The sequence below is a fragment of the Buchananella sp. 103232 genome (assembly GCF_058725725.1).
The window spans coordinates 21042-28528 of record NZ_JBZXJM010000030.1; the positions used below are offsets into that span (position 1 = coordinate 21042).

Below are 7487 nucleotides of genomic sequence, written 5' to 3' on the forward strand. Positions count from 1 at the left end.
CCTCGGGGGCTGTGGCCGTGCAGATCATGACCAAGGAGCATGGCCGTCAGGTCGTCTTGGCGCACGTGGGCTCGGCTCACAACGAGGCTGAACTGGCCGTGCTGGTCCGCCTGGCACACGAACGCATGCACGCCGGCCAAGCAGAACTCGATCTGGATGGTGTTTGTACCCCTGAGCGTCAGGGCACCTCGCTGGCAGCGCCAGTAGTTAAAGGCCAGGCCTCACGTTTGTTGTGGGGTGTGTTGGAACAGGCGTGGTACCGCCTGGGATTTTCGGTGGTGGACGACGAAGCATTTCGCCAGCTCGTGTTGGCCCGGCTGGTCGAGCCGGCCTCAAAGGTAGAAACGATCCGGATCCTGGAGGAGTTGGGGATTGCTGCCCCGCATCGCTCCACGATCAAACGTGCACTCAAGCGCTGTCAGGAACGTAATTACCGCAGCAAGATCGCCAAGGCCTGCTACAAGCACGCGTTGGCGCGCGGCACTCTGGCTCTGTGTTTGTACGACGTGACGACCTTGTATTTCGAGGCCCCGAAGGAAGACGAGCTACGCAAGGTCGGCTACTCCAAGGAACGCCGCGTGGACCCGCAAGTCGTGGTCGGCTTGCTCGTTGACTCCACCGGGTTCCCGTTGCAGATTGGCTGTTTCGAGGGCAACAGGGCCGAAACCCGCACACTCTTACCGGTCTTGCAGGAAATGCGTGCTCTGCACGGGGTCAAAGACCTTGTCGTGGTTGCCGATGCAGGCATGCTCTGCGCAGCCAACCTGGATGCCTTGGAAGAGGCGGGTTACGGCTTCATTGTTGGTTCCCGTATCGCCAAGGCTCCCCATGACCTGGCCGACCACTTCCACAGCCACGGCACGTTCATGACCGACGGGCAGATCGTGGAGACAACGACACGAATGGGGAGCAAAACCCGCAGGGTGGTCTACCAGTACTCGCGCAAACGGTTTGTGCGTGACAACACCACAATCACCGCCCAGGAGAACCGTGCCAGGGCGATTCTGGCTGGCCAGACCCGCCCGAAAACAGCCCGATTCCTGAAGAAGACGGGCACCCAGACACGCCTGGATGAGGCCGCTATTCAAAAAGCGCGAGACCTGGCCGGCCTCAAGGGCTACGTCACCAACATCCCAACCACCGTGTTGGACGGCGCGGGCGTGATCAACCAGTACCACCAGTTATGGCACGTGGAACAGTCCTTCCGTATGGCCAAGACCGACCTATCTGCCCGGCCCATGTTCCACCACGTCCGCGAGTCAATCGAGGCCCACCTCACCATCGTCTACACCGCGTTAGCCATCGCCCGTCACCTCCAGGCAGTAACCGGCGTGTCAATCAAGAAGATCGTGCGCACACTACGCCCCCTGCGGGAAGTCACCATCGAAATCGCCGGACACGAAGTCACCGCAAAACCCGACCCGGGCCCAGACGCCCACGCCATCCTCAACCACCTACCTGGTTACTAAAGAGGTCCAAGTCAGGACGCGGCCCGCAAGGCGGCGGCGAGCGCCGAGCGGCGGCTGGAGAAGGTGGCCGCGCAGATCGAGCGGGTGCACGCGGACATGGCGACTGCCAGCGCGGATGCGGGCAAGCTGGCCGAGCTGCAGCAGCTCTCGGTGCGGTTGGGCGAGCTGGAGGCGCAGCGCGCGGCCATCGAGGAGGAGTGGCTGGAGGCCCTGGAGGTCGCGGAGGGCTGAGCGGCCAACTGTCGCAGTAAAAACGGTCCAACTGTCGCAATGGAAACGGTCCAACTGTCGCAATGGAAACGGTCCAACTGTCGCAGTGGTGGTACGCTTTCCTTGAAACGCCAGGGAAACGAGGGGGCTATGGAGTATCGCCCGCGCATCATCGACGCAGAGTTAGCTGCAGCGCTGCAGGCCTCCGGGGCAGTCCAGCTGAAGGGGCCTAAGTGGTGTGGAAAGACTGCCAGTGCTAGCCAGCAGGCCGCTTCCATCGTCTACATGCAGAATCCCGACCAGGCTGCCTCAAACCTCGAAAAGGCAAGGCTTAAGCCATCTCTACTCTTGGAGGGAGAAACCCCCCGTCTGATCGATGAATGGCAGATGGCTCCCCAACTCTGGGATGCCGTTCGCTTCGCGGTCGACAAACGCGGTGGCCTGCCAGGGCAGTTCATCTTGACGGGATCGACTGTCCCGGGTGAAGAGTCCATGCACTCAGGGGTGGGCAGGATTGCGCGGCTCGTGATGCGACCGATGACGCTGGCCGAGTCCGGCGAATCCAACCAAGCCGTTTCGCTTGCGGCTCTGGGGCGCGGTGAGTCGGTTGAAGTGGCAGACGCAGACATGTCCATCGAGGCCTTGGCGCATGCCCTGTGCCGTGGTGGTTGGCCTGCCGCAGTTGTGGGGCTGGGAGAACAGAACGCGCTACGGGTGGCGCCCGAGTACGTTGCGAGTCTGCTCGATTCTGACGTCACTCGGATAGATGGCGTGAACCGAAACGCAGGACGGATGCGCGCTCTCATGCGCTCCTATGCGCGCAACATAGGCACGCAGGCATCGCACGGTGTGATCGTTGCTGACATGGCAGAAGCGGATGGGAGCATCTCTCCCAACACCGTCTCCGACTACATGGATGCGTTACGGCGAGTCTTTGTCACTGATGACCTCGAGGCGTGGAATCCGGCGCTCAGATCCAAGACAGCAGTGCGTACCTCCCCAACGCGGCACTACGTGGATCCCTCCATCGCCGCCGCACTTCTGGGAGCAGGGCCCGACGCTCTCATGAACGACATGGAAACCTATGGGTTCCTGTTTGAGTCCATGTGTGTCCGCGACCTACGTGTATACGCGCAGGGCAACGGGGCAGAAGTTCGCCATTACCGCGACAAGACAGGGCTAGAAGCAGACGCGGTAGTGGTTTGGCCTGACGGGCGCTGGGGGTTGGTGGAGATCAAATTGGGGCAGCACCGCGTTGAGGAAGCGGCGGCGAGCCTATTGAAGTTGGAACAGCGCGTCGATACGGAGAAGCTGGGTAATCCTGCCTTCAAGCTCGTCATAACGGGGGGAGACCTGGCCTACACGCGCGAGGACGGCGTGCACGTCGTCCCCATCGCGGCGTTGGGGCCGTGAGGTTGGGGGGCACGATCCGTGTGCCGCCTCCAAGGAAACAGGGAACAATTGGGGGCATGACTACTTCGTGGACCGAAATCGATCCAGCCAGCGTGGATGTGCGCATGGTGGTGGCGGACATGGACGGCACTCTGCTAGACGGGCAGGGACAGCTGCCGCCTGGTATCTGGGAGTTCTTGGCGGCCCTGAAGAGCCGGGGAGTCCGCTTCGTGCCTGCCTCCGGGCGGCAGCACTACACGCTGCTGCAGATGTTCCAGGATCCCGAGTTGGCCTATATCGCAGAAAACGGCGGCGTGGTGGTCACCGGGGGAGAGCGCATCTCCCTGATCAAGCTGGGCCGCGAGGTCTACGAGCAGACCGTTCAATTAATCCGCACCCTTGACCCGACCCGCTATGGCGTGGTGGCCTGCGGCGCGGACTGGGCCTACATGGAGCGCAGTGACGAGGCATTTCTGGCAGAAACAGCCCGGTACTACGCCAGGCTCGAGGTGGTGGAGGACCTGCTAGAGGTGCGTGACGACATCGTGAAGATGGCGGTGTACGACTCTGTAGACCCCCACGAGTCGCTGCCTTTGTTGGCGCCACTGCAAGAAGGAAACCAGATTGTGGTCTCTGGCAAGGCATGGATCGATGTCATGGACGAATCGTGCAACAAGGGGGTGGGTGTGCGGATGCTGCAAGAGCGCTTTGGCATTAGCCCTGCCCAGACACTTAGCTTTGGGGATCTCTTTAACGACGTGGAGATGTTAGCGGCGGCGGATTACTCCTTCGCCATGGCGAACGCTCACCCCGTTGTGAAGGCCGGGGCTAACTTCCTGGCCCCGGCTAATACCGAGCACGGCGTCCTCACCGTGACCAGGGCGCTCGCGGGGCTGGCGGGATAGCCGAGGCCCGCGCCGGGACGCTGGTGGGCCCGCGAGGACAAAGCACGGGGCGGGCGGCGCGATTTCTCGCGCTGCCCGCCCCACTTTGGGCGCCTACATCATCGGATCAGGCGCTTGACCTCGTCCGCGACGGCAGGGGTGATGGACTTGGGGCCGCCCACGAGCACGGTGAACTCCACCGCGCCCTTGCCCAGCAGCGTAACGGCCTCCGCCGGTAGCTTGGCAGGGGAGGTAAGTAGCACGATGCCGCGCTCCAGGGAGGCGAAGGCTCCCGCCGACAGGGCATCGGCGAAACCGTTGCCGGCGGCCAAAACCACGATCGGCGTGCCAGGCAGGAAGCGTTCCGCCAGCAGCACGGAGGTCTGGTAGCGGTCCGCGCCGACCACCTTGTCCTGGGTCAGGTTGCCGGCCGCGCGGGCGGCGGCACCGACGGCCGTGATGGGTGCGCCCAGTGCCTTAGCCTGCGCCAGGGTTTCGCTGGACAACTTGGCGCCGGTGGACAGTAGCAGCACGCCGTGGTTGGCGGCCGCGATCGGGCCGGCCGACAGCGCATCGGGGTAGTTGCTGCCGTCAACCAGCATGATCTGGTTCACCTTCTGGCCGCGCCCGGTGAGGATCTTTTCGATCCGCTTGGAAACCTCAACAGCGGTGGCGGTGCGGGACGGGCCGGCCAGGCGCTCCACCTCGAAGCCGGCGCCGCGCACGGCCTCCTCAACGGCGGGGGAGATGGAGACGGTGCCACCCACCAGGATAGCCTTGCGCACGCCTCCGTCGTGGGAGAAGCGCAGGGCCTTGGCCGTCTCGGTCTCCAAGCGCTTGGAGTTGGTGAGCAGCACTGGGGCACGCAGGGCGCCAGCCAGCGGGGTGGAGGCCAACGCGTCTGCAAAGCCTTCGCCGGAGGCCAGCACCACGTAGTCGCTCGCCCAATTGCCGGCCTCCAGTAGGGCAGCGGAGGTGGCGTAGCGGGAGGGACCAGACAGGCGGGTGAGCACGCGGGAGAAGACCTCTACCTTTGCGGCCTCGGCGGCCTGGAACTGGTCAGAACGTGCCGGCACGAAGCGCGCGGAGACGGAGTAGCGGCCCAGGTCAGGGGACTGGAAGGAATAGGTGGCCGTGCCGTTTACCACGGCCTTGTGGCCGATCAACTCCTCGCCGGAATAGAACTCCACGTATCCTGCGGCAGCCGGCTCGACGGTGGCGGTGTAGCTGATGGTCTCTCCAACCAGGGCGGACTGCCCTCGCAGGGACAGGGAGACCTGCTGAGCGGCCGGGAGCTGGGGGCCTACCACGAAGTGGTAGGTCTTGGTGTCGCTGGATTCCTGGCCGCCGATTCGTGCGCTAGCGGTCACGGTCAGCTTGTACTCGCCTGGCTTGGAGAAGGCCCAGTAGCTGTGGGCGTGCTGGCGGCCCAGGGAGAACTGGTTTTTGACGGTGCCTTGCTGGGAGACGTGCCACCAGATCTGGCGACCGGCGGCGAGGTCGTCAGTCAACAGGACCAGACGGAAGTCCGCAGGTCCCTCCACCTTGTCCAGGGTGAAGGTGGTTGGGGTCTCCAGCGCGCCGGCGGGAACCAGCTCGGTGGAGAAGCCGGGCCACAGGGCGGTGGGGAGCATGCCGGACTGGTGGACCAGCCAGATTGTCTCGCCGGCAGCTCCGGCGGGGGAGAAATCATTGCGTAGGGTGGTGCGGGCAACGTCGTTGATCCAGAAACGGACGTTGTCTGCCGGGAACACCTTGCCCAGCTCGCCAGGCTGGTCCACGCGGGAGATCAGCTTGAGCTGGCCGTCCTCCAGGCGGGTGGAGATCGCATCGGCGTGGCCGCGATCGAAGATCAGCCGACTGGTCGGGGCCGGGGCGTTGCCCTCGGTGAGGTCGCCGAGCGGGGCGGGCTGGATCGGGCCGAGCTGCGGGGCGTCGGCGGCGAGTGCGTTGTCGCCCGTTGCGGCGTCGTCCGCCAGAGCCGGCAGGGTCGCGCCCAGGGTGGCGATGGCGACGCCGACTGCCACGCCGGCTGCGGCAAAGCGCCGCCAGCCGGACACGTGAGAACTGTTACGCATATTTTCCTTTCCGGGGCGGCCACAGGGACGGGGCCGCCCCAAACACGCCAAATTGCGCGAATCTTGTGATGTTTGCGGCCGGGGGAGTCCAGTTGACACCCCGCGAAGCCACAGACAGGATAGTGCAGTCATATTGATAACCATTCGCACAACGGTTCGTGTGTGAACACCCTAACTAGAAAGCCCACCGTGCCCCGCAAGGAACTATCAGTCCTGCTCACCGCCGGTGCTATCGCCATAAGCGGGCTGAGCGGCGCTATTGCTCCGCTGCCCGCCACCGCCGCACCAAACGACACCCGCACCGTCATCTCCGCCGGACACGTGGACGTGGCCTCGCTGGTAGAGGGCGGGCGCCTGGTGACCAAGCTGAAGGACTCCACCGGGGAGTCGGGCTACCAAATGCGTGAGCTCGGGGCCGTTGTGCTTCACGTCCTGCCAGCGGCCAAGCGTACCCTGCCCGGCGGCTTCGAGTTCATCGCCCAGGAGGGCCAGGAGGTGTGGCTTTTGCCGGAGACCTCCGTCACCCACATCGTTTGGCCCGGCTGGTCCACCGAGCACATGCCGGCCGGCGCTGCCCCCGGCGGGGTGCAGTGGCGCCTGGATTCGGTGGAGGGGCCGGGGGACGTGGCCGTCTTCCAGTCCGACTTCATCGACGGCAACACCGTCCTATGGAACACCGCCGACGGGCTGGGGGAGGCCGATTCCTTCCTGATCGGCCCGGACAAACACGTCCACGGCACCTGGGTGTTCACCGCGCCCGGCGGCTACTGCCTTTCCTCCACGCGCCTGGCCACCGTCAACGGCCAGGACCAGCAGGTCACCTCCACCCTCGCCTTCGCGGTGGGGGACGTCGACCCGCTCAGCGTGACCTGCCAGGTGGACGACGCTCCCACCGCCGCCCCCAGCCAGGATTCCCCGCCCTCCGGCGAGCCTGGTGGGACGACGACGCCCGGCGAGCCGAGCCAGAGCGCGCCGCCCTCCGGTCAGCCCTCCGGTCAGCCCTCCGGCCAGCCGTCTGCGCAGCCCTCGGTGAGCGCGCCGGCGCAGCCCGCGCCCAGCGCGTCCGCCGCGCCCTCAGGCTCGGCCGCGCCGTCGGTCTCCGCCGCCCCTAGCGTTTCTGCCGCCCCGTCTGGTTCGGCAGCGCCGTCGGTCAGCTCCGCCCCGTCGGCCTCCGCCGCCTCCTCGGCCTCTCCCGTTCCCTCCCTGGACGTCCCGGGCTGGCCCTCCGCGCCCGCCCCGAGCGCCAGCGCACCCGCGGTGTGGCGCGTGCCCAACCGCTACGTCAACGCCGCCGGCGCCACCGTGCTCAACGACGGGCACGTGGACGTGGCCTCCACGCTGGAAAACGGGCGCCTGGTCACCTGGATCAAGGACACGACCACCGGCGGGGAGCCCATCTGGCGAAGCGGCGCACGAAAAACGTCTATGGGTCCCAAGAGACTCGACTTTTTGTG

The 7487-nt window shown here is 65.4% G+C and carries 6 protein-coding genes; 5 read left to right on the forward strand and 1 reads right to left on the reverse strand.

What is annotated here, in order from left to right; all coding sequences use genetic code 11:
* Positions 1-26: 26 nt before the first annotated feature.
* The 4 genes from AC4PWQ_RS04750 (at position 27) to AC4PWQ_RS04765 (ending at position 3976) form a co-directional block, all read left to right on the forward strand.
* Positions 27-1469, forward strand: a complete 1443-nt coding sequence (locus tag AC4PWQ_RS04750; protein WP_371177511.1) for an IS1634 family transposase — start codon at positions 27-29, stop codon at positions 1467-1469.
* 63 nt (positions 1470-1532) lie between these two features.
* On the forward strand, positions 1533-1700 hold the full coding sequence (locus AC4PWQ_RS04755; protein WP_492089925.1) for a hypothetical protein: 168 nt from the start codon (positions 1533-1535) through the stop codon (positions 1698-1700).
* A gap of 129 nt (positions 1701-1829) precedes the next feature.
* On the forward strand, positions 1830-3092 hold the full coding sequence (locus tag AC4PWQ_RS04760; RefSeq protein ID WP_371164225.1) for an ATP-binding protein: 1263 nt from the start codon (positions 1830-1832) through the stop codon (positions 3090-3092).
* Positions 3093-3148: 56 nt separating this feature from the next.
* Entirely contained in the window at positions 3149-3976 is an 828-nt protein-coding gene (locus AC4PWQ_RS04765) for a Cof-type HAD-IIB family hydrolase (RefSeq protein WP_492089926.1), read from the forward strand.
* A 98-nt stretch (positions 3977-4074) separates the two neighbouring features.
* On the opposite strand, the gene AC4PWQ_RS04770 is transcribed toward AC4PWQ_RS04765, so the two are convergent.
* Positions 4075-6033: a cell wall-binding repeat-containing protein gene (locus tag AC4PWQ_RS04770; RefSeq protein ID WP_492089927.1), complete on the reverse strand. Its 1959-nt coding sequence runs from the start codon at positions 6031-6033 to the stop codon at positions 4075-4077.
* Positions 6034-6222: 189 nt separating this feature from the next.
* On the opposite strand from AC4PWQ_RS04770, the gene AC4PWQ_RS04775 reads away from it, so the two are divergent.
* Positions 6223-7487, forward strand: a 1265-nt coding sequence (locus AC4PWQ_RS04775; RefSeq protein WP_492089928.1) for a choice-of-anchor M domain-containing protein, incomplete at its 3' end; no start/stop codon positions are given.

Bases quoted from the DNA above. Each gene is read 5' to 3' on its own strand.
- AC4PWQ_RS04750 (WP_371177511.1), top strand. From the start codon at position 27: ATGACCAAGGAGCATGGCCGTCAGGTCGTCTTGGCGCACGTGGGCTCG.
- AC4PWQ_RS04760 (WP_371164225.1), top strand. From the start codon at position 1,830: ATGGAGTATCGCCCGCGCATCATCGACGCAGAGTTAGCTGCAGCGCTG.
- AC4PWQ_RS04765 (WP_492089926.1), top strand. From the start codon at position 3,149: ATGACTACTTCGTGGACCGAAATCGATCCAGCCAGCGTGGATGTGCGC.
- AC4PWQ_RS04770 (WP_492089927.1), bottom strand. From the start codon at position 6,033: ATGCGTAACAGTTCTCACGTGTCCGGCTGGCGGCGCTTTGCCGCAGCC.